We start from the raw sequence: 20,064 nt of genomic DNA, 5'->3' as shown, positions 1-20,064 counted from the left end.
GCAGGGAGGGCTTCCAAAAGGTAGCGATGACCCTTGCGGTCAATGAGCTGAGCCGCACAGGCTACGACACGCGCTCCGGGTCGAATGCCAAACCGCTGCCGAAAGACCTCCACCGGAATTGCTTCGGGGTAACTGTCAAACTCCAGGGCACTGCGCACGAGTGCGAGCTTGGTTTCCGGAACACCCTGCCTCAGAAGAACCTGTCGAATCCCCTCCGAAATGGTAATCACCCGCGCATACATTCCGTATTTTCGCTGCGCGAGCCAGGAGGGTTCCGGATTGTCAACGCGGCGCGAAATCACGGCCGGGATGCCCAATTGCCGGGCAACCCACCCCGCCCAGAAATCAACTCCACGACGGCTGTGCACATGGATCAGATCGGGTCGAACCTTCTGGCAGGCGCGACGAATATGCACAGGTGTGCGCAGGTCAAGATCGCCCGACATCGCCGCCCTCAAGGTCACAATGCCCTCGCTCTCACAAGCCTGTGCAATGGCGCTGCGTTGTTCACACAGCAACACACTCTCGACACCCTGCTTCGGTAGGTTGCGCAACAGGAACAGCACCTGTTGTGCTCCGCCATAGAGGTGGCGACCGGACTCGATGTGCAGAACTTTCACGAGCTTCGATTCAAAGATGACCTTAGGTTTCGGAAACTCCTGCAGACTTCAGCAGCGCAAGCGCATCAGCAGCATTCTGTTCCTCCGTCAGGTCGAACACCGTAACTTTTCCATTCTCGGTGGACAATTCCGGATTTTCGAGCAACAGCTGCGTTTGGGAAGCACCAAACTCCTGCATCAGCTCACGACCCAGAGCAAAATCTGCAACAGACAAGCGCTTGCCCGATTCAAAATCAGACTGATACCGGATCAGCTCAATCAATCCTTCGATTGGACCTGCCGAAAGGTGAACTCCGTTCCAACTCGGTGTTACCGCCGCAAGCCCAAACTCCGCTGCCTTTTCCAACAACTCCCTCCGGATACTGCCTGCAAGGGCATCAGCAGGAGAGGTTGCACCGATGAACTCACTGCGAGCGCGCGACCAATCCAGATCCCCCACCAGGGAAAACACAACAATGCACCGCCCCGGCTCTGTAAAATGTTGCAGCTGACGCGGGTGAAACCCGTTCACGAGGTAGATCCCTTCACCGTCGATCTTGACGCGCAACGCATAGGTTCCTCCCGCCAGCTTCTCAAACTTCCCGTTTTGCCAAAGGTAATCGAGAGACTCAGGAGTGAATCCTGGAAATTGATCCATGATTTCCAATCCCCCCAACACTTTGGCCCGCTCAAAAGGTTCGCCAAAAATGGACTCAAAGCGCATTTTGGCGGATTCAGATACTGCTGTCTTTGCATGCTTCGCAATGCGATTGATCACGCCATAGTGCTGCGCGATGATTTCATGTTTTTCGAGGTATCCTGCGGAAAGCACACTTGCGCTGCGGATCTTCAGATCAAAGGCATCCAGCTTGCCAAGGATGAGATCCAAAATCGCATCACTGCGCAGGGATTCCCGATCAAGCAACAACTCGGGCTTTACAAAAAACAGGAATTCATTGCGACCGTTGACGGTCACATCGTTGGTAATGCTGCGGCGAACTGGCTCCTTGCCACGAACCTGCCGCACTGCTTCCAATATCATGTCCCTGAGCATGCCTTCAATGTGAAGAAACCTGTATCAGGTGCCAATGTAAAAAAACTGCAATCACAGTGGCATCCCATCACTACCGTTCCACCACAGCATCTCTCCCGAAAGGGCACGGAAGTTTTTTCCGATTCCGGTGAATATACCTGTGCAATGGGACGTCCAAATCCATGAATACTGCACAAACACCCCAACCCGAGGTATGCCATGAGAATCCACTCAACCCTGTTATCCGTGACCTTCGCCCTTGCTGCACTGCTGCCTCAATCCACGATTCTCGGTGCCGGTGACCGTGTCATTGTGGTTTCCTCGGCCAGTGGTCACAGTGCCGGACTCGACCTGAACGCAGTCGGTGAAATCTTTCAGGCTTCCAACGATCTGCAACATTTTGAACAACAGCTCAACGATCCAGACCTGCTGCTCAACAACCTCGACTTGAATGAAGACGGTCAGGTTGATTTTTTGCGCGTTCTCGAACAGGAAACCGACTCCGGACGCATGATCGTCATACAGGCCATTCTCGGCGAAAACGCATTCACCGATGTCGCCTACATCGACATCCAACAGGAAAGTGTGGGTCAGTACCAGGTGCAGATTCGCGGGGAATCGACCCTCTACGGTTCACGCAGCTATTATCTGCCACGCTATCGCACGGTGAGTTGGCCCATTCTGGTAGACTTGTGGGCCCCAGGATATTCCTTCTACAGCTCACCCTATTCCTGGCGCACCTACCCAAGCTGGTATCGCCCTTACTCCTGTGTTCGGGTGGGGTTCTACCGTTCCCGCATCGCTTACCGCTACCCCAAACCCTACTTTCATTTCTCCTACCGGGCCGGACTTTCAAAATTTCATCACCATCCCCACCACAGTCACCGTCCCTATCGGGAGTTTCGAAAACACCGGGATTATGGATATCATCCGGGCTTTCGCCCTCGCGAACACCACGACCGCTTTAACCGCAACGACTTCCACAGCCGGTTCCCGGCACGGGGGATGAACCCCAGAGTCGACGAACGCGAACGCAGCTATCGCACGTTTCAAAGCGAACCGAGACAATGGAGTGCCGACCGGATCCAGCGTCTGCGCCCAGATCCCGAGCACCGTGCACGCCCCGAATCTCCCGCCATTCGTCAGGAGCGCATGAATCGCAATGCTGAGAACACTCCCCCGCGCATCCTGCCGCGTCCTTCAGAACGTTCCCGTCCCCACATCGAACCCCGCAATACCTTCAGTCCGCGCACGGGCGAACCCCGCCAACTCAGCCCGCGTACGCCACGTTCCGATGCCAGCATGAACCTGCGTACGCTGCCGACGCCCCGACCCTCCAAACCCACTGCCTGGACACCGCCTCAGCCTAGTCGCCCTACCCACACGTTTCGCGAATCCCGGGTTTCCTCACCCTCCCGACCCCATTTTGACCGACCGCGTTCAGACATTCGAAGTGGTCAGCCCCGCCATCGCGAGAGCGGACCTCCCACCCCTGGAAGATCCCGTGACCGCTGATGCGTGCTTCCACCCCACACCCCAAACGGTGATTCAGGTGAAGCAGCTGAAAATCGGTCGATCCAGATTATTCAGATCCACCTTGCAGGCGCGATAAATCGTCAAAAAATCCCGGATAGGTTTTTTCACAACAACGCGGATCCAGCACCGTGAGCCACGGAATCTGATCTCCAAGCAAATCCTTGCTGCCGAGCACCCCAAAACTCATGGCGATGCGGTGGTCCCGATAGGTCTGGATTTCCACTCCGGCCCGAGCCACTTCCATGAGTTCCGAACGTCGGGGAAAGACGTGTAGATAGTCATCGCCCTGCTCGACCTCCTGTCCGAGTCGTTCCAGCTCGGTCGCCATCGCAGCCACCCGGTCGCTTTCCTGCAAACGTGTATGCCGGATCCCCTCAATGCGAAGGGGTCGGGGTAACAGCGGAGACACCGCAGCCAACGTCATGAAGGTGTCCGAGATCGCATGAAAGTTGAATCGATGAGCCTCCAGCGGAACTTTGCCCCAGCGCACGCAGAGTCCTCTGTCCGTTGACGTGAGTTGCGCTCCAATCTTCGAGAGCACATCCGCATAGGCAACATCCCCCTGAAGTCCCTGAGAATCAAAAGGTTCCACACGCATGCTTCCACCGGTCACCAACGGAAGGGTTAGAAAATAACTCGCTGCACTGGCATCTGCCTCCACGGCATAGAAGCCCGTTGGAGAGTGGTATTTGCTACCGCCCGCTACCTTGAACTCGGTGAAGGATGTGTTCCAGTGGACTTTCCCGATCCCGAAGTTCTGCATCATCCGGCAGGTCATGACCACGTAGGGCTGCCTCACTCCGGTTTCATTCAAGCTAAGGGTAACATCCGTTCCCGCCAGGGGTGCGGCCATCAGTGCTGCCGAGAGCACCTGGCTCGAAGCGCGCGCATCCACCTGCAGGCATGTCTTCGTAAACCCGTTTGGATGCATGACAAATGGGAGCGATCCGGGTTCTCCCTGCCATTCAAATTCACAACCCAACTGGATCAGCAGGTCTGTCAATTCCTTCATCGGGCGACGACGCATCACGGGTGAACCATCCACCCGGTAGTGTCCCCCCTCTTGAACTCCAAGGATCCCAACAAGCAGGCGGGCGACGGTTCCGGCGGTTCCCACAAACAGTTCAGCCTGTTTCACCGGAAAACTCCCGCCAACCCCCTGAACCTTCAATCGATTCGGACCGCTCTCCTGCAGGTCCACACCCAGCTGTGCAAGGCAATGCCGCATGAGTTCCGTGTCTTCGCTCTTCAGCAGTCCCGAGAGTTCGACACTTCCATCGCACAAGGCAGCAAGCAACAGGGCACGGTTCGAAATGCTCTTGGAGCCGGGCAGCTCCACTGCCCCATCGGTACCACGTCGGATCGGGTTAATTTCGAGTTTTTCCAATGCATCCATCTGGGCAAACCATAGAGGGGATTTTTGATCCGAACACAAGCGTTGAAGTCTGCCCAACCACCTCACCCCCATGTCGCATCGCCTGCAATTCATGGATTTGCGCTGGAACTTGTGGTAATTTCCCGTAGGATTCCTTTAACGCCAACCGAAACCCCGCGTCATGAGTGAGTGCAGATTGATTTATAAAAGCCTATCGACCGATGACTTCGTCTCGAATGAGACGGTCAAGGACATCGCAGAGAAAGGCGCAGCGAACAACAAACAACAAAACATCACCGGATTACTTGTGCTGAGCGGGAATCAGTTCCTCCAGGTACTGGAAGGACCAACACCGGAAGTCAATGCCCTGTTTCGAAAGATCAGTGGCGATGAGCGCCACACACAAGTTCACTTGTTGCACTACGAATTGATCCAGCACCGCCAGTTTGAGGATTGGTCGATGCGACTGGTCGATCTCTGGGATATTCCAGGTAGTGTTCGCGAGTTCATTCGTTCCAAATACCGATGCGTCGAAGACATCATTCAAATCCCGACTGATGCCATGGTGGTGCATGCCCTTTTACTCGACGCACGCGCGCTCTCCCGATGAGTCACTTGCACCCTGCCGTATTCAGGATCTGAAACAAAACACACGCGATTCCGTTGACCCGGAGCAGGCAAAATTCTGCCTCACTGCAACGTATGCACATCTATTTCATGGGAATTGGCGGCACTGCCATGGGTTCAGTTGCCATCCTGCTCAAACAGCAAGGACATGCGATATCCGGCGTGGACCTCAATGTTTATGCCCCGATGTCGGATCGATTACGCAATGCGGGCATCGAGTTTTTTGAAGGATTCGATGCTGAACGCCTGGCAGCACAGCAACCAGATCTCGTGGTTGTTGGCAACGTCATCGGACGCGGGAATCCTGAGGCCGAATGGTTGCTGGAAACCCGGTGTCTTCCCTTCGTTTCCCTGCCTCAACTGATCGGTGAGCATCTCATCGGACATCGTCCGTCCATCGTGATCACGGGCACCCACGGCAAAACCACCACCACGGCCCTGACCACCCATCTGCTGCTCGAAAGCGGTGCAAATCCAGGATATCTGATTGCCGGAGTGCCCGCCTCGGATCTGCCATCCTCCGCCATGGGCAGTGCCGACACCCCATTTGTGATCGAGGGGGATGAATACGACTGCGCCTTTTTTGACAAGCGCAGCAAATTCATCCACTACTTCCCCCGCACCCTCATCATCAACAACCTCGAATTTGATCATGGCGACATCTTCCGGGATCTGGAGGACATCATTCGATCCTTTCAGCATCTGTTGCGACTGGTTCCCCAAAGCGGAAACATCCTGATCAATGGTGACGATCCGAAGTTGCTTGAATGGGTCAGCCGCGAGGCTTACAGCACGCTCTGGAAGGTGGGATTTGAAGCTCACAACGATCTGCAAATCCTTGATTTTGAAGAACATTCTAACGGCAGCCACTTTCGCTTGCAACTGCATGGAAGACCCTGGCTGCAGGTATCATGGCCCCTTGCAGCACGCTACAATGCACGCAATGCCGCCATGGCTGCGCTGGCGACCGGTTTGCAGATCGACCCTGCCCATCCTGATTCATTTCTGTCTCCGGAATCGTTTACACGGTTTCGCGGTGTGATGCGACGGCAGCAGGTGCTGTTCTCCAATGAGAAGCTGTTGCTGGTTGAAGATTTTGGGCATCATCCCACCGCCATCGGAGAAACGCTCGTCAGCTTTCGCAATCGATTCCCAGGGCACCGTATATGGGCAGTATTTGAACCCCGCAGCAATACTTCACGCTCTCCCGCATTTCAACAATTGTGGCCAGTGACGCTAGCTCATGCCGATGAAGTCTGGATTGGAGCCATTCATCGCCTGCACCTGCTCGACGCATCGAAGCGCTTGAACACGCGTCAGCTCAAGACTGACCTGGAAGACCGGGGAACCCCAACTCATCTGTTCGAAAGCAATGCCGAACTTCAGCACTGCCTACTCTCGCAGCTGGCCAATGTCACCTCACCTCTGCTGGTACTGTTTTTCACAAATGGTTCTTTTGACGGAATCATGCAAGCGAGCGTCTGTGAAGCTCAGCGCCTGAACAGATAGCACAGTCAACGCAACTCTGAGGTGCCACGGCACTCCCGAATCACGCGCAGCCACACCTCGCGCAAATCAAAAAAGAAGCTCTGAAATTCTTCAACCACTGAGGGGTTGAGCATCTCATCTTCGCGCGTGATGGTCTTCTGAAACAGGCGCATGTTTTCATTCAGTGCACTCAGCGAACGCTGCAAGTGCACCACGACCAGATTGTAATCGCCCATTTCCAGCGCATGGATTGCCATCACGGCGTTGCATTCGCCTCCGGCAACCGCTTCACCAAAACCAACGGCATCCGGCGCACTTACCCAACCGGGCATTTCCAGTGTCAGAACCTTCCAGTAGTGCGCGATCAACGCGTACAGGGCACGGCTGGTCACATAGAGGGGGTGCTTGTGGACCGTATAAGGATCGCTGTCATCCAATTCATCGTAGTCATCCTCGTCATCAGAAGCGCCGTCGACCCACTCTGTGGATTCGTCCGACTCAAACTCAAGCTCTGCTGACCACTCTTCTGAATCCCAGCCCATTCCCAATGCGGTGTGATCCAGCCGTTGCGAGTCCCCTTTCAGGGATTGATAAATCTTGATGAATCTTCCGATTTCAGCATCTGCATCCTTGAGAAACTGTTTCCAGTTCCTCTCAGTCCACTCCAGTTCCCCTTTTCCATCCCAGGACTCTCCATCCCCGGAATTCTCAAAATTTGGACTGCTCATAGTTTCGTTTCATAACCTTGATCGATTCGCCACGATTTACAACTCGAAAAATAATTCCACCCCAAAGCAGTGGATGAACACGCCACTCATCGAAGTCAGATCACACCCAAACTCACATGAACATGGGGTGGAACGCTTGCAGAAGTTGACGGCACTGCTATGGTAAAACACCTTTGATGAATCATGAAGGTCTACCACAAACGAGTTCAGTTTCGCGGGCATGTTCAGGGTGTCGGTTTCCGGTATCAAACGCTTGATGTTGCCAGGGGATTCGATGTTGCTGGATTTGTGCGCAATGAAGACGATGGCAGTGTAACGCTCGAAGTGGAAGGCGAATTAAAGGAAGTACATGAGTTCATTGACGCAGTCGTGGACGAACTCCGCAGTTACATCCGCGAATCCGACGAATCCTCCGAACATCGGGAACCCATTTTTCAGGGCTTCCGCATTGCCTGACCCTCCCCTTTTCCAAACCTCTCCTGCAAATGAATTCCTCATGCAAACTTCCCGATTTCCCCAATCTCGAGCACTTACGCTGCCAGATGCCAGGCGCAAGTCACCGCTTTCCATCATCCCTCGATTCTGGTTGCTCTCTGTCCTGACGGCAACGATTCCTGCACTGGGATGCTTCAGCATCGTCTTTGCAGTTGCCAGCCATCCTCTTGAGTTGTTCCTCGATTTTCAATATGGCTTGCAGCGCTGGTATGTGCTGGGTGCAGGTGTTGTGGCACTACCACGGATCGAAAAGCCGTTCAGAAATCCGCGATGCGGTGTAACCATTGCTCCCCTTCCGTCCATGCACAGCTGGTTGCGTGGCCAACTTTCCCTCACCGTGACCATCATCTGGATTCAATTCCTGTTCAGCCTCTCAGCATGGACCGTCGCCTGCATCACATGGAATCCACCCCGGACTGAACTTCTCCAAGGGCTGTCCCCAACCTGCCAGTTGAGCTGGTTCGGGACAGCGGCGGTGTGCAACGCCATACTGGTCCTGCTAACGCTTTCCATGATGCGCTTTCTGCACCTGACGGGACTGCGTCTGAGAACGGCAACACTGGCCGGCCTGACACTACTGCTGATCGGCCTTGCCCAACCGGACCTGAGCCGCATTCTACAGATTGCACAGTGGGGGAATGCCCCGATTTTCTGGCTTTCCGAGGTTCACCCATTCATTCCGGAACTCTGCCAACTGGACCTCTGGTGGATGCACCACCACGCTCGGATTCGGGAACTCACGACACTGCGCAATCATGCATTCACCTCAGGATTTGCATGGTTGCTCGCAATCCACCTTGCTTGTTTGGCATCCCTTCAAGTGAAGCGGACCTAATACCTGCATTCCCTGCATTTCAATTTGGTAATGCGATTTGACAAGGATGCGCGTGCGTCTTGTGTTCTCCTATTTACACCATCCATGAGTGATCCAAAACTGACAGTTCTCTTCGGCACGATGACCGGCAACGCCGAAGACCTTGCAACCCAGATCCAGGAAAAGGCAGACGAACTCGGATTCGAGACCAGTCTCAAAGATCTTGCAGACTATCCTGCGGCAGAGTTGGCGGGCGAATCCGAGGTAGCCATCGTCATCTCCACTTGGGGTGAAGGTGACCCTCCAGACGAAGCCGAAACGTTTTATTATGAAATCGTGGATGAAAAAGTCGCTGGTCTGGACAAGCTCAAGTACACCATTGTCGCACTGGGCGATTCCTCCTACGACGATTTTTGCGGATGTGGACGCAAACTGGATGAAAGCCTGACCAAACAGGGGGCTAAACGGGTGATGGACCGAATCGATCTCGATATCGATTTTGAAGATGGATTCGAAGCATGGCTCGAAAAATATGCAGCCTACCTCGAATCAAAACAATAATTGCACCCGACATACCTGAATTTGTATAAAAAGCGCTTCCGCAACCGGACGCGCTTTTTTGCTGCGCTTGCGACACCCCTGCTTTTTCTGTGAAAACTTACCATCGCATTGCATCCCTCCTTGCCGAATGGAGAAACCCGTTTTGGCAAGGGTTGGCTCTGGTCGTGATGATCGCAAAACTCTGCCTCATCACTTCACTGTCGGCAGAGTCGATGGAGTCTCCCAACTGCAAGCACGCTGACACTGATCACGACCTGCTCATTCTCGCCCTACAGTACCATCTTGCGGTGGAAGCCACTTGGGACCCGGAACTCGCATCTGCCTACCTCCATGCAGCCGCTTTTGATGGCTGTGGCATCGCGCTGTCCATTCTGCAGTCCATGCGGGACTCGGGGTACGAGAGCGAAGACTCCACACCGCCCTTGCGGCTAAAGTTCGACGACCTGCCAACTGCAATTCGAAGGTTTTTCCTGCGCTCCCCCGAATCGCAACAATCCGTTTTCAACCTGCCCGAAGCGCAAGCCTGGAATCTCGAACAACTCGGACACAAGAACCCGGTTGCCCGATTCAATCTTTCTGCGATGCAGTTCCCACCGGAAAAAATGCGTGCCTGGTTTATTCACACACCTGATTATTATCGCCCCGTGCGTTTTCCCTCTTCCCATAAGGATACAGAAAGTCCATTGCTCCGGCACCGTCCCTCCGAAGCAGAATTGCACGCAGAAGAATGGCTGCTTTCCTACCATCAAAACCTCGATACCCCAACCCCGGAAGAAACCACACTAACCCAACTTGCTCATTCCATCGAACTCGGTTCGCTGCGTGCAAAGCTGTATCAGGTCAAGTTCTTCCCCGACACCACCGAAGCGGAAACCGACTCGGACTCACAGATCGATGGGCTGCAATTTCTGCTCGATCAGGACTATCCTCCCGCCTGGGATGTGCAATGTGCGCGCCTGCACGCGCTTATCCGAGCGAAAACATGGGATTCCTCAGAATCGCAAAACGTTCTGAACACGGTTGAGAAGGCATTGAGATACGGCTACGAACGAAACGCACTTCGCCTGCTCTCTTCCTTGATGGCACATACTCCGGACGAGCAAACTCAGCAGCACGCGTTTGCACTCTTTTTGAAATCCGCCGAACTGGGCATGCCTTCTGCCTGCTTCAGTGTCGGGTTCTGCTATCGCAATGGCTGGGGAGTTGAACCCGACCCGACCGAGGCAAAACGATGGTTTGAAGTCGCTGAATCACACGGAGATCCATCTGCAAGCTTCCAGCTCGGGTGGATGTACCTACAGGAAGAGTTGTATCCCAGCGCATTCCGACATTTCGAAAATGCAGCCGAAGGCGGAGACGAACTCGCACAGCTGCAGTGCGCACTGATGACCTTGGAGGGCGTCGGAACGGAAGCCGACCGGCAACTGGCATTCCGTTGGTTTGAGGCCGCCGCCGACCGCGGCAATGCGACGGCCAGTCTGTTCTGCGGTTATTTTCACGACAACGCGTGGATCGAAGGACAACCCCGCAATCTGGATCAGGCTCTCTACCACTATCGTCAGTCACTCATCGGAATCGATGCGACGAGCTTTGACACATTTTTCCAGTTTCTTGAAGATCGCTGGGCGCAGCCCGACGCCAACGTTGAAGGCATGCTGCTCACCGTGGACGAGTTATTGTCCTGGGTGCCACCTCAACACCTGATCCATCTGGGGATGGCCTGCTGGCAACACCCATCCTGGTCAGCATCCATGCGCTGGGACTGCGCTGCACACTATTTTGAAGCCGCCGCTGCACAGGGAGATGCCACCGGACGCCTGATGCAATGTGTGTTTTCCATCCACGGATTCCCCGGAGTGCCACCCAGTCAGGCTGTTGCAGAATTGCAGTCCATTCTTTCAGAACCCGCGACCTCCATGGATCCCCGTTTTCGATCCAAAACCATCGCAGCGCTCAGTATCGCCTACCTCAGCGGTATCGGCACTGCCCTCAACTATCCAGCCTTTCTCACTCTCATGGATCAGGAATCCCTGCCCGAAGGGCTGCGAAGCCAGCTCGATGCGATTGCCATGCAAAGTGCAGCCTATCGCCTCTTCCGCCATCAATCCGACTACAACGATACTTTTCGCCGTGCACAGTTCCGCAGTCGAAGCCAACCCGAGAACTGCCCACCGGAGGCCATTGTTCAATTCGCCGCAGCCTATCCACGATACCTGGAAGAACTTCAGCTCAGTGGAAACGTTCTGATTTCCATGATCATAGATCCAGAGGGCAGAATTCTTGCACCTATGGTGGAGGAATCCTCGCACCCCGGATTTGAAGAACCCGCCATGCGAGCCTTGAGTCATTGGCGTTTTCTGCCAGCACTGCGGGACGGCAAGCCCGTTCGCGCACGCATCCGGGTGCCCATCCGGTTTCGTGCGGGTTCTCTGGATTAAAAGTCAGGACTCTGAAGTCCCAACAGCTTGAGTCCGTACAGGGATCATCGCTAAGCCAGCGCCATCAGCTCTCCGTACTTCTGCTCCCACTCATCCAATTTCTTCAGATAAGTTGCCTTGTCGTAGGGGCAGTGCTCTGCATCAAATTCTCCGATGGCAAACGCGCGCTGCCACATCGCCGTTTTTCCCTTTTCCTTCGGTCCCATGAAATAGGTAACTCGCTCACCCATGCCCGGAACAGGATCCATTCGAAGCGCCACTTCCAGCGCCGCCCGACGTGGTTTTCGGCTTCCCTCTACCTCTTTCTGATACTTGCTCGGCGATTGGTTTAAAGTCTCCGACTTGGCGAGCAACTCCACAGCGGTTTCCCCCGATTCGATCCCTTGTCGCAGGCATTTGAGTGCCTCCGCAACGTCCGTTTTTGACGCACCCAGCAGCGAATGGATCAGGGTTTTGGTCAGATCGGACAAGAAGGGTTCGATTCCACGGGATTTGAGCGCAGAACCCCGTATCAATACCTGCTCCCCATCGTAGATTGCATAATTCTTCGCTTTGTAACAGAGCATTGCCTCATACTGGCCACCCAACTCCAGCTCAATGCCATCTGGCAGTGTTTGCTGAACCTTCTCGAGCAGTTCGAGCGGTGCTTTTGACCATTTCTCCGAACTGATGTAAATCCCATCGGTATCCGCTTCCAGCGGCATCGCCTCAAGTTCCTGCATGCGATCAATGACACGCTGCAACAATTCTCTGCCATCTGCAGTGACCTGAGCTGCCAGCTCAGCATCTCCAAAGCGCGCACCGGGAAAACCCAGATAACCATAAAAGGAGTTGATCAGTATTTTAAAACTCGCCTGTCGGGCATTGTACTCCCGTCGCAAGGATGGGTCAGGGTCGGTTTTCGCAAGCTGTTTATACTTCAACCGATACTCCCTGAGTTCACGCAGCAAGGGCAGAAAGACCCCGAGATCATCGGGCCATGGATTTCGCTCCAGCCGCAATAGCAGACTGGGATAGAGCGAGGCGACGTCGTAGTGCAGCACGTGGTGAAAAACACCCTCATGAAAACTCCGGGTATAACCACCCTCAAAACCCGCAAAGCCTTCGGCAGCCGTCGGCAACGCATGCCCGGCATGGAAGTATTTTTCCATGAAGAGCAGGTCAATCTTGTTTGAGGTGCCTCTCAGACACGCCTCCTGAAGGAGAATCGGAAACGTCTTGCACTGCTCAAAATAAGTCGGCAGCAAGATGGAAGCAACGCCTTCGGTCTCCAGCAGATCATCTCTCAAATAGTCAAGGAACGTGTCTCGGTCCTCCCTGAATTGCCTGTGGATCTCATTGCCGGCAATGTAGGTTCGTTCGTGATCCAGTTTGCGCGTGACTCCAAAATACTTCGCAACGGTCTTGAGTCCGTAGCCCGGCATGTCCCGCGTGGACACGTCATAGAGTTGCACCATGAGGTAGGTATCAAAAACAGTTCGCCCAGGAATATCACAACGCTGAAAATCCACCCATCGCTCCGCAACTTTCAGGCGGCTCTTGCGAAAGTTTGCCATCTGCCCAAACCGCCCCCATGCACAGGGAACTTTGCGACGCTGGGAACGGATCTTGAGGTAGTTGAGATCAAACGAAAACAGGTTGTGACCTTCAATGACATCGGGGTCCCACTCCTGCAGCGTTTCGACAAAGCGCTCGAGCAATTGCTGCTCCCCCTTGGAATCTTCGCTTTCAAGGTACAGCAGGGATTCCTGGTCCCCCATCTTCATCCCGATTGCGAGGATGCGATCCTGATATGGATTCGAAAAGCGGATGCCGTCAGAATCCGTTTCGATGTCGATCTGGCAACGCTTGAGCTGATCAAAGCGCAAACCATCGAACAGACGCTCATGCTCACGCAGCAGGTGTTGGCTTTCAAAGGGTCGAATGCACTCGCAAGTTCGTCCCAGCACATCCCGCGAAATCCACTCCCGATAGGTGGAAAACTGATCTGTCTCCAAGACACAGTTCAGTGGGCCCTCGCCGCTGAGGCGGGTCGCAGCAGAACCGAGTCCATTTGCTTCGACATCGTTCTCACTCGCCCAGACAAACCCACAAAACGGAGCTTCAACACTGCGTTCCGTGCCTCCTTCTTCGCGGTAGCTTTTGTGAACGACTCCCTCATCGGAAACCCAGATTCCTGTAAGGATTTGCTGTGGACTGCTGTCTGTTGATGCCATGATGAAACTGCATCATAAGCAGGAGGGCTTCAAATTCAACCTTTGTCACCGGTGGAAGCGAACATCCTTGTGATACCGCAAGCACGAGCCGTGCGCACTCCTGTCAATGCCGCAGAGAAGGCTATTCAAACGCGCTCACAAAGCTCCGCAAACACCATCTTTCCTCCGGCTGAAGGAATCACACTTGTGATCTCTACCGGCACGATTTCACCAAGATGCGGGCGTCCGTGATTCACAACCACCATGGAACCATCACGCAGATAACCCACAGCCTGATTCGGTTCTTTCCCTTCTCTCACCAGTTCCACTTCAAAATGAGCCCCTGCTTCAAGCTCCGGCAGCAATGCTCTGGAGAGTTCGCTGAGGTTGAGCCATTCAATGCCTTTGAACTGGGCCAGTTGTGCCAGATTGTAATCCGTGGTCAGCAGCCGTGCCCCCATCGAACTTGCAAGCAGGAGCAGATTTTCGTCCACCTTGCCCTTTGAATCAATGTCGACCTCGTGAATACGGAGGTCGAGATTCATTTTCTTCAGTTCATTGAGCACTTTGAGACCTTTGCGACCTCGTTCGCGTTTCTTCACATCCGCCGAATCCGCAATAGCATGCAGTTCCTGCAGCACGAAGGAAGGAATCACCAGCCCATGGGTGAGCCAGCGCGAGCGGCAAAGCGCCTCGATGCGTCCATCAATCAGTGCACTGGTATCAATGAGAACCGCCGGATTGTCCGCAAATTTTGGAACAAAGCGAACATAGGGAATGACGAGGTAAAACTCATCCCGTCCCCGCAGAGCGATCACCGCACCGAGGTACATCAAAATGACCGTCATCACCAGGCGTACCAAAAACACAACGCCTGCGAACTCTCCATCCTCGAGCGGTTCAAACAAGGGAGATGCGGAAATCAACTGGGAAGACAGCAAGCCCAGTGCAAGTCCAAAGGTAAGTGCCGTAAATCCGCTGAGCGAAAAGCCCTTGAGGTAGATATCCGTGAGAATCACCAACACTCCAATACCCGATCCGATGGCCACCACCATCAGTGGATTGAGATCCGGACTCACATAGATAATCAACCAGCTCCCGAACAGACAGAGAGCCAGAAACACGATCCGCATGACTAACAAGGTCTGATTCATCGGATGTGCTGCACTATTTTCGGAAAAAAATGAAAAACACAAACGGCAGCACCACCATCAGACCCATTGCAACATAGAGGATAATCAGGTGACGTTCGGCCCGCTTGCGCTCCTCCGGACTCAATTTCTGCCAGGGATCTTCCGGTGCGGATTCAGGAGTCTCAGGTGGATGGTTGGACATGACGGTGGAATTTCAAAGGCGAAGGCTTGTCAGCAAGAAAAAGCAAGGTGCGAACGCAATGCAAGCTAGTTCCACAACCCCGTCAGTCGATCCAGCAATTCAAAGCGAACGACTCCATGCAGGCAGAGACAGGTGACGAGCGCAGCCGCCACATCATCGAGCAAAATTCCCCAACCGCCCTCAATTTGGTCCAGCCGTCCAATGAACAGGGGTTTTGTAATGTCGAACAAACGAAAAAGCGCAAATCCCAGCAGCAGCATCCACCAGGCATCACCCTGCAGCATCACATGGTCCAGTCCCAGAAAACAAATCGGAATCACCACAAACTCATCCAGAATCACCGAACCCGGATCCTTCTGTCCCATGCGGTTTGCAGCTTCGCCACAAATCCCTGCGGCCAGGTAGAGCGTACCGAGCAGGATCACCAGATGCATCAACCCTGACGCCGAAGTGAAGATCGTGATGTACCAGAAAATCCCCAGCAACGACCCAACCGTGCCCGGTCCCACCTTCACATTGCCCGCCCCAAACAAAGTCGCAAAGCGCATGATCCAAGGCGTGGGAATCAGCGATGCCCATAAAAAATGGTCCACTTTCATCAGTCAGTTTCCATGGTTTCCAATGTTGATTCGTCAGGTATGCAGGCGAAAGTAACGAATCCCCGAATAAATGCCCAGCGCACTGCCAACCCACAGCAGCATCACACCAGCCCAGTAAAGGGTTTCCAGCCATGCTCCGTTCATGTCAAAATCCACCCGAAGCATTTGAGCTATGAGCAAGACCCACAGCGAAGCAAACAGCAGGGTTGTTTTCCATTTTCCAAACCAGTCCGCCCCAAAGGTCTTCCCGCTTGATGTTCCTCCACCACGTAATCCGGTAACCGCGAGTTCCCGGAGCAGGAGCAGAAGCACGATGCTCACATTCCACGCAGGGATCAGGTCTATCGCGAGCATCCAAATGAAGAGTCCGAGAATGAACAGTTTGTCAAACAGAGGATCTGCAATCTTCCCGAAATCACTGACCAAATTCAACTTACGTGCCAGATAACCATCGAGGAAATCTGTAATCATGGAAGCCATCAGCAACGTGACAATGAGCACAAAGCGATACTCCCAATCGACTTCTCCCAGCCAAATGATGGCAAACAGCAACGGGATTCGCAGCAGTGTCAGAATATTCGGTAAATTCCAGATCATGATGTCACAGGGTAGATCGCTTGATGAACTCCATGCATATGCGCGCCGCATCCGGGTTTGCAACTGCAAAGCTCCCGCTCCAACCCATTGAAGCGACGTTGTTGGGGTCGAAACTCCCTTCGCCACACCCTGCCGCCAGCTTTACAATCCTGCATCGCGGGTTCCAAACAATGCCGTGCCCACCCGGATGCAGGTCGAACCCTCTTCAATGGCTATCTCGAGATCATCCGTCATACCCATCGAGAGTTCGCGCAGGGCAAGCCCAAACTCCCGGTTGGTGCGCTCGAGCAGACCCCGCAGATTCGCAAACGTGCGCCGTGCAACCGAATCGTCTGCAGAAAGCGGAGCGATGCTCATGAACCCCTTCAGGCGGAGGTGATCGCACTTCAACGCAAGCTCCACCGCAGCATCAACCAGATCCGGATCAATTCCAAACTTCGCGGGATCCCTGCCCGCGTTAATCTGCAGCAAAATATCCAACTTCTTTTCCTGGGATTGGCAGGCGCGCTGCAGTTTCTCAAGCAGTTTTGAGCTGTCGACCGATTGCACAACGTCAAAATGCTCGATTGCAGGCTTGACTTTGTTGGTCTGCAGATGCCCGATAAGCTCCCATTGTATCCGGTGTCGAAACTCCCCTTGTTTGCAAATGGTTTCCTGCACCCTGTTTTCACCCACCGCCATGAATCCGCTCTTCAAGCAATATTCAATGGCATCCGGCGGAAAATTTTTGGTAACGGGAAGAATGCGGATCTGCTCGATGGGTCGATCACTTCGCTGTGCCGCTTCGCGCACACGTTGGGTCAGGAATTCGACATTCTTCCGAAAAGTCTCATACTGGATCATGGACTATAAGTTTTTCTTAAAAGTTTTATTTACTTCGCGAAATATTTTAATTAGAAAATATTAGAAAACGTATTAATCCGAATAATGCATATTGAAAACTTCAAAATCTTTGCGGACCTCGTGCAAAGCAAAAGCTTCTCCCAAGCGGCGAAGATCAATGGCATCACCCAATCTGCGGTCAGTCAACAACTTCGTGCGATGGAGAATCATTTCAAAATTCTCATTGTGGATCGCAGTCAGAAGCAGTTCAAGCTGACCAATGAGGGCAAAAAACTCCACGAGGCAGCCAAGGAAATTCTCAACCTGTACGAACGTCTTGACTGCGAACTGCAGGAGATGAAGAAGGTGATCTCGGGCAACATCCGCGTATCGACCATCTACAGTGTTGGATTGCATGAGCTGCCGCCCTACATGAAGTTGTTCATTCAGCAGTTTCCAACAGTCAACGTTCACCTGGAATACCGGCGTTCAAACCTGGTCTATGATGATGTCCTGCACAACGTTGTTGATTTGGGCGTCATCGCCTATCCCGCCAAAAATCGCGAGCTGGAGTACATCCCCTTCCTTGAGGATGAGCTTGTTGTGATCTGCAGCCCCGAACATGACCTTGCCAAGCAGAAGTCCATCGATATTCAGGAGTTGGCCAAACACAACTACATCGGATTTGACAACGATATCCCAACGCGCAAAGCGACGGATCAAATTTTTCGCGACACAAAAATCAGCATCCTGCCTGTCATGGAGTTCGACAACATCGAAACCGTCAAGCGGGCCGTTGAAATCAATGCTGGAATTGCCATTGTTCCCAGGGGCACCGTCAGGCAGGAGGTGGACAAGGGGCTGTTGGTCTCAAAGGAATTCAAGAACAAGAAATTCAAGCGCCCGATTTACATCATCCACCGCAAAGGAAGGGTGTTGACACCCGCAATGGAAAAATTCATCAGTCTTCTTACGTCAAAAGATCCTGAAGCCGTTGAATCCCAAGCGACTTGATCGCGTCCAAATGCCCATGAAACCGAACTTCCTGTTCCCCAAGAGCATCGCTTCCCTGCTGATGTTCGCTCTGCTCTGTACGATAACCCCGGCAATACATGCTCAATCTTCTGGCAATCGGATCGTGCTCAAAAACGATTTGGGTGGCTACTCTGGAACACAGGATTTCTACACCTTCCAAATGGACGGTGGCGTCTTTAACAGCAAAACTGATCTCGATGATCAAACACTGCGCGTTGCGCCACTCGACGCCGATGCAAAGTCCGTCATTCGCTTTGACAACATCCCACTCAGTCGCACGTCCTATGGCAGCGTCAACCGCCTCGCGCTGGTTTTGACGTTCAAGGAACCCGCCCAGCCCGACACGTTGATGCTGCACAACCTCAACGCATCGGACATCTGGGATGAACGGCGCGCCAATTACAATTCCTTGAACGGCACTGCACCCTGGAGCGGAGCTGATGGCAAATTGATCGACGCCTGGATGAACACCGACGGTCTCACCGTCATCACGGGGAACGAGGATGTGCATTCCACACTTACCATTGAAATTCATCCACAGGACGCAGCAGCCCGAAAGGCAGTGCTGGACAGCTGGCTGGATGGAAGCAATCAGGGCATGGTCATTCGCGGGATCAGCGGAACAAATGAGTTCTACTCCTCCGACGCCTACAACATGGCCCATCGTCCCGAGCTGATCATCGAACTGAGCAGCTATTGAGTCGTTACTCATTCCCACATGCTCAAGACTGGGAACAGGAGCTGAAATTCCACTCAGCTTAGAATGCGTGCTCAGTCAAAAACCACGGTTTTGTTCCCGTAACACAGAATGCGCTGCTGCAAGTGAAAGCGCATAGCCTGAGAGAGCACCACTTTTTCCAGATCCCTCCCCTTCCGCACCAAATCTTCAACAGTGTGTCGGTGATTCACCGCAGTCACCGCTTGGGTGATGATGGGTCCCTCATCGAGATCTGCTGTGGCATAGTGTGCGGTTGCTCCGATCAACTTCACTCCACGACTGTGTGCCTGATGGTAGGGCTTGGCCCCGGCAAACGCAGGCAGGAAGGAATGATGCACGTTGATGACGGGGCGTTGCCAGCTTGCAAGAAAGCCTGACGACAACACCTGCATGTAGCGCGCCATGATGATCAGGTCAGCACCGTAGCGGGCCAACAGCTCAAGCTGCTCTGCTTCCGCTGCTTGCTTGTCAGCACGGGTAACCGGTACGCAGTGGAACGGAAGTCCATAGGCTTCTGCAGCCGAACGCAGGTGTTCATGATTCGAAATCACACAGCATATATCACCATTGAACTCTCCTGCCTTCCAGCGAAGGATGAGGTCATGAAAACAGTGGTCATACCGGGAAACCAGCATCGCAACCTTGCTGCGCTGCGAACTTGCCACCACGCGGGATTGCATTTGCAGCTCAGAGGCAAACTCGCGAAACTCCCGAATCTCTGCATCGAGCAGCGCAGTTCGAGGAATCCATTCCACTCTTTGAAAGAAAATCTCGAGCGAACTGTCCCGGTGCTGGTCAGCGTGCAGGATGTTGCCCTGTCGCTCCCAAATCCAGTTTGAAACCTTGGCGACCAATCCCGGCTGGTCGGGACCATGCAGCAGTGCAATGATAGAATCTTGAGAACCCATGGGGAATTAATTTGAATGATTCGCCAGCTGGCAAAGACTAAGCATCGAAACATTAACGACTGCAAGGCTTTCGATAACAAGAAAACCAGATTCCCTGAAATTGTAAGGGTTTGGCAATCGTTAGTTCAATCAATCAACATTTTGTGAATCCAAGCTTTTCG

General features: G+C 53.5%; 20 protein-coding genes. 9 read left to right on the top strand and 11 right to left on the bottom strand.

Features of this window, described 5'->3' with window-relative positions:
• Both ABQ298_03975 and ABQ298_03970 read right to left on the bottom strand, forming a co-directional pair.
• Positions 1 to 620, bottom strand: a 620-nt coding sequence (locus ABQ298_03975; GenBank protein ID MEQ9823521.1) for a glycosyltransferase, incomplete at its 3' end; no start/stop codon positions are given.
• Positions 621 to 642: 22 nt separating this feature from the next.
• On the bottom strand, positions 643 to 1,641 hold the full coding sequence (locus ABQ298_03970) for a hypothetical protein (protein MEQ9823520.1): 999 nt from the start codon (positions 1,639 to 1,641) through the stop codon (positions 643 to 645).
• 210 nt (positions 1,642 to 1,851) lie between these two features.
• On the opposite strand from ABQ298_03970, the gene ABQ298_03965 reads away from it, so the two are divergent.
• Positions 1,852 to 3,147, top strand: a complete 1,296-nt coding sequence (locus tag ABQ298_03965; GenBank protein MEQ9823519.1) for a hypothetical protein — start codon at positions 1,852 to 1,854, stop codon at positions 3,145 to 3,147.
• 67 nt (positions 3,148 to 3,214) lie between these two features.
• Here ABQ298_03965 and aroA read toward each other — a convergent pair whose 3' ends face one another.
• On the bottom strand, positions 3,215 to 4,657 hold the full coding sequence (gene aroA, locus ABQ298_03960) for a 3-phosphoshikimate 1-carboxyvinyltransferase (GenBank protein ID MEQ9823518.1): 1,443 nt from the start codon (positions 4,655 to 4,657) through the stop codon (positions 3,215 to 3,217).
• 67 nt (positions 4,658 to 4,724) lie between these two features.
• Between aroA and ABQ298_03955 the strand changes: the two genes are divergently transcribed.
• Both ABQ298_03955 and ABQ298_03950 read left to right on the top strand, forming a co-directional pair.
• Complete coding sequence (locus ABQ298_03955) at positions 4,725 to 5,153, top strand: BLUF domain-containing protein (protein MEQ9823517.1); 429 nt, start codon at positions 4,725 to 4,727, stop codon at positions 5,151 to 5,153.
• A gap of 92 nt (positions 5,154 to 5,245) precedes the next feature.
• On the top strand, positions 5,246 to 6,679 hold the full coding sequence (locus ABQ298_03950) for a Mur ligase family protein (protein MEQ9823516.1): 1,434 nt from the start codon (positions 5,246 to 5,248) through the stop codon (positions 6,677 to 6,679).
• 5 nt (positions 6,680 to 6,684) lie between these two features.
• On the opposite strand, the gene ABQ298_03945 is transcribed toward ABQ298_03950, so the two are convergent.
• Positions 6,685 to 7,386, bottom strand: a complete 702-nt coding sequence (locus ABQ298_03945) for a hypothetical protein (GenBank protein ID MEQ9823515.1) — start codon at positions 7,384 to 7,386, stop codon at positions 6,685 to 6,687.
• A 183-nt stretch (positions 7,387 to 7,569) separates the two neighbouring features.
• On the opposite strand from ABQ298_03945, the gene ABQ298_03940 reads away from it, so the two are divergent.
• From ABQ298_03940 to ABQ298_03925, 4 genes are all read left to right on the top strand, one after another.
• Positions 7,570 to 7,842 carry an acylphosphatase gene (locus tag ABQ298_03940; protein MEQ9823514.1) on the top strand — a complete coding sequence of 91 codons (273 nt, stop codon included), beginning with the start codon at positions 7,570 to 7,572 and terminating at the stop codon, positions 7,840 to 7,842.
• Positions 7,843 to 7,882: 40 nt separating this feature from the next.
• The gene (locus ABQ298_03935; GenBank protein ID MEQ9823513.1) at positions 7,883 to 8,716 is read left to right on the top strand and encodes a hypothetical protein; all 834 of its coding nucleotides are present in this window, start codon (positions 7,883 to 7,885) and stop codon (positions 8,714 to 8,716) included.
• Positions 8,717 to 8,800: 84 nt separating this feature from the next.
• Entirely contained in the window at positions 8,801 to 9,256 is a 456-nt protein-coding gene (locus ABQ298_03930) for a flavodoxin domain-containing protein (GenBank protein MEQ9823512.1), read from the top strand.
• 89 nt (positions 9,257 to 9,345) lie between these two features.
• Entirely contained in the window at positions 9,346 to 11,694 is a 2,349-nt protein-coding gene (locus ABQ298_03925; GenBank protein MEQ9823511.1) for a TonB family protein, read from the top strand.
• Positions 11,695 to 11,744: 50 nt separating this feature from the next.
• Here the strand turns inward: ABQ298_03925 and ABQ298_03920 are convergent, their stop codons facing one another.
• From ABQ298_03920 to ABQ298_03895, 6 genes are all read right to left on the bottom strand, one after another.
• Positions 11,745 to 13,910, bottom strand: coding sequence for a DNA polymerase domain-containing protein (locus ABQ298_03920; GenBank protein MEQ9823510.1), 2,166 nt, complete (start codon positions 13,908 to 13,910; stop codon positions 11,745 to 11,747).
• Positions 13,911 to 14,035: 125 nt separating this feature from the next.
• On the bottom strand, positions 14,036 to 15,022 hold the full coding sequence (locus tag ABQ298_03915) for a PIN domain-containing protein (protein MEQ9823509.1): 987 nt from the start codon (positions 15,020 to 15,022) through the stop codon (positions 14,036 to 14,038).
• A gap of 34 nt (positions 15,023 to 15,056) precedes the next feature.
• The gene (locus ABQ298_03910; protein ID MEQ9823508.1) at positions 15,057 to 15,224 is read right to left on the bottom strand and encodes a hypothetical protein; all 168 of its coding nucleotides are present in this window, start codon (positions 15,222 to 15,224) and stop codon (positions 15,057 to 15,059) included.
• A 65-nt stretch (positions 15,225 to 15,289) separates the two neighbouring features.
• Positions 15,290 to 15,823, bottom strand: a complete 534-nt coding sequence (locus tag ABQ298_03905) for a phosphatidylglycerophosphatase A (protein MEQ9823507.1) — start codon at positions 15,821 to 15,823, stop codon at positions 15,290 to 15,292.
• A gap of 33 nt (positions 15,824 to 15,856) precedes the next feature.
• Positions 15,857 to 16,420, bottom strand: coding sequence for a CDP-diacylglycerol--glycerol-3-phosphate 3-phosphatidyltransferase (gene pgsA / locus ABQ298_03900; GenBank protein MEQ9823506.1), 564 nt, complete (start codon positions 16,418 to 16,420; stop codon positions 15,857 to 15,859).
• A gap of 141 nt (positions 16,421 to 16,561) precedes the next feature.
• A complete protein-coding gene (locus ABQ298_03895) occupies positions 16,562 to 17,263 on the bottom strand; it encodes a YggS family pyridoxal phosphate-dependent enzyme (GenBank protein MEQ9823505.1) in 702 nt (233 codons plus the stop codon).
• A gap of 84 nt (positions 17,264 to 17,347) precedes the next feature.
• Here ABQ298_03895 and ABQ298_03890 point away from each other — a divergent pair, with 84 nt between their 5' ends.
• Together ABQ298_03890 and ABQ298_03885 are read left to right on the top strand one after the other, a co-directional pair.
• Positions 17,348 to 18,256, top strand: coding sequence for a LysR family transcriptional regulator (locus ABQ298_03890; GenBank protein MEQ9823504.1), 909 nt, complete (start codon positions 17,348 to 17,350; stop codon positions 18,254 to 18,256).
• 16 nt (positions 18,257 to 18,272) lie between these two features.
• The gene (locus tag ABQ298_03885) at positions 18,273 to 18,977 is read left to right on the top strand and encodes a hypothetical protein (protein ID MEQ9823503.1); all 705 of its coding nucleotides are present in this window, start codon (positions 18,273 to 18,275) and stop codon (positions 18,975 to 18,977) included.
• Between the two features lie 71 nt (positions 18,978 to 19,048).
• On the opposite strand, the gene purU is transcribed toward ABQ298_03885, so the two are convergent.
• Complete coding sequence (gene purU / locus ABQ298_03880) at positions 19,049 to 19,903, bottom strand: formyltetrahydrofolate deformylase (protein MEQ9823502.1); 855 nt, start codon at positions 19,901 to 19,903, stop codon at positions 19,049 to 19,051.
• Positions 19,904 to 20,064 lie beyond the last annotated feature (161 nt).

It is taken from the genome of Puniceicoccaceae bacterium, from assembly GCA_040224245.1.
Taxonomy (GTDB): Bacteria; Verrucomicrobiota; Verrucomicrobiia; order Opitutales; family JAFGAQ01; genus JAKSBQ01.
This window is presented reverse-complemented; position numbering and strand designations above follow the sequence as displayed.